The following is a 2,049-nucleotide window of genomic DNA, read 5'->3' on the forward strand; positions in this document are numbered from 1 at the left end:
TCATAATAAGTTTGATTTTGATTTGATCAAAATTGGCCATGAGTTATCACAAAAAAATCACGGAATAGTAAAGGTTTTATGTTCGGGGAATTGGGTTACTGAAGGACTAAATAGCGCAAAGCCATTGATCCAAGAGTAATGATCGGTGACCTTTCCAATGATCAGATTGGATATTCGATTCATATCGTAGAAACTTCCAAAAACTTGATCAAAGAGATCATGGTGAAATACACAAAAGACGGCGAATCTTATCAGGAGCTTGTCAGGACCAGAGGATCCCCAAATCCATCAGCAGGTATTGAGCTCACAAAAATATTTACTGGCCCATTTGACCCACCCAAACACGCTACAGAGAATGGTGGATTCGGAATTGTACGACAATGAATACAACTTGGCAACTTACATGAACGACCTGACCAAAGCTATCATCGATGCGGATATCAATGGAAATGTCAATTCCTTCAGGCAGAACCTTCAGATGGAGTATGTGAATACGCTCAAAGGGATGGTTTCAGGAACCTCTAGCAACAGGTACAACCACCTGGCCAAATCAGCTGCCTTGTATAACCTGAATTATATCAAGGGCAAGGCAAATAATGCCAACGGAAATCTTTCCTCCAAAGCCCATAAGGATCATTTGAAATTATTAATTGACAATACTTTGAAGGAAGTTAAATAAAAAAAAAATAGACTTTTATTGAAACCTCAGGCCTATCGGGTCTGAGGTTATTTTTATGAATTCATCGAACCCTTGACATAAAGCTATGGGACCTATTGACCTGATAAAATGTAAAAAGCTTGAATCAAGTTTTCCTTGTCACTCCGACGTAGGAGGAGTCTAATTTTCACAGAGTATCATTCCTTTCCTGAATCCTTTTTCTATTCCATTCAACAATTCTTTTTTTGTCAAACACCCAACACAATAGAAGCATCAATATCCAATTTTCGACTTATTTCCCTAGCTATTTTTAAAGTAGGTTCACTTTTTCCATTTAGGTATTCACTGATTCTAGGGGTGCTTACTCCAAGTATTTTTGGTAGATTTTTGGGTAGGGCATCTCAATCAGAGCTATCAACATTAAATCCCTTTGGGGTTGGGAAGGAATTGCTCCCGACAGCTGTACAGGATCCTAAAAATAGTAGGGTGGAGTTGCAAACTCCGCCCAGTCAAACGCTTAAACTATACCCAGATGGGGAAAACTGTGGATTGATTTAGCCGGGCAAGAATTAGGTAAATCTATTTCGGAACCCAAGGAAAGGGTTGAGCTTTAATTAGTAAACGGATCTTCCATCCAATCCAAATGCTTGTATTTTTCTTTGATCCGGTCCCAAAAACCATCACTCCAATCATTGAATACGAGTGGTTGCCATCCTTCGGGAAAGTCCTTTAGGATTGCGTCTGCCATTTTTCCACCATTTCCTTTTATTGGAGAATTGATATCATAAAAATCTATGGTTTTATATTCAAGGTCATAAAGGACTTCAATGCCTATAGCAGTCTGATGAAGCATTTGAACAATTGGCACTTTGGGTCGTTTCGGATAACTTTCACTGGAGGCTGCTATCATTTCCCCATCAATTCTGACAAATTTGATGAAGTCTAATTCTGCAAGATTAAGAGCAAATTGAATGATTACTAGGGGCAACTCTTTAATTTTTCCGACTACCCAGATTTGGGTGCCTGACTGCTCATCAAACATCACCTCAAATTCTTTTCTATTTTTCATTTCCATATTTTGATTACAATTAGTAAGTTCGATACAACCTTATGAAATTCTAGTCTATACTTCCGACAATAATTATTCATTAGCTTATCCTTCTCAGCGAGGAGGTGGATCGAAATAAAATTCCTATTGATTGAATTTTAGTCTGCCATTAAGCTTTTAACAGATGGTTGTTGACACACCAACAATTGATTCTTGAAGTTCAAAGGTTCCAGGAAAAAGACTGCAACGAAGTTGTATTGTTTTTGAAATAAATATTTTTTCGGTTATTCACTAAAAATTATCTTTAACAAATTGTTCTGTAAAACCAATTAAACTACCTATT

4 protein-coding genes are annotated in these 2,049 nt (G+C 37.3%); 2 read left to right on the top strand and 2 right to left on the bottom strand.

Translation table 11 applies throughout. From position 1 onward, the window contains the following. Positions 1–138 precede the first annotated feature (138 nt). Both ACEW8U_RS16170 and ACEW8U_RS16175 read left to right on the top strand, forming a co-directional pair. Entirely contained in the window at positions 139–384 is a 246-nt protein-coding gene (locus ACEW8U_RS16170) for a hypothetical protein (protein ID WP_373523093.1), read from the top strand. Then, on the top strand, positions 299–679 hold the full coding sequence (locus ACEW8U_RS16175; protein ID WP_373523091.1) for a zinc-dependent metalloprotease: 381 nt from the start codon (positions 299–301) through the stop codon (positions 677–679). Before ACEW8U_RS16170 ends, ACEW8U_RS16175 begins: the two co-directional genes overlap by 86 nt. Before the next feature lie 227 nt (positions 680–906). Here the strand turns inward: ACEW8U_RS16175 and ACEW8U_RS16180 are convergent, their stop codons facing one another. Together ACEW8U_RS16180 and ACEW8U_RS16185 are read right to left on the bottom strand one after the other, a co-directional pair. Further along, positions 907–1,032 (bottom strand): helix-turn-helix domain-containing protein, encoded by a 126-nt coding sequence (locus ACEW8U_RS16180; RefSeq protein WP_373523092.1) that lies wholly within the window; start codon positions 1,030–1,032, stop codon positions 907–909. Positions 1,033–1,268: 236 nt separating this feature from the next. Beyond that, the gene (locus tag ACEW8U_RS16185) at positions 1,269–1,727 is read right to left on the bottom strand and encodes a hypothetical protein (RefSeq protein ID WP_373523090.1); all 459 of its coding nucleotides are present in this window, start codon (positions 1,725–1,727) and stop codon (positions 1,269–1,271) included. Positions 1,728–2,049: the final 322 nt, after the last annotated feature.

It is taken from the genome of Aquiflexum sp., assembly GCF_041751335.1.
GTDB lineage: Bacteria > Bacteroidota > Bacteroidia > Cytophagales > Cyclobacteriaceae > Aquiflexum.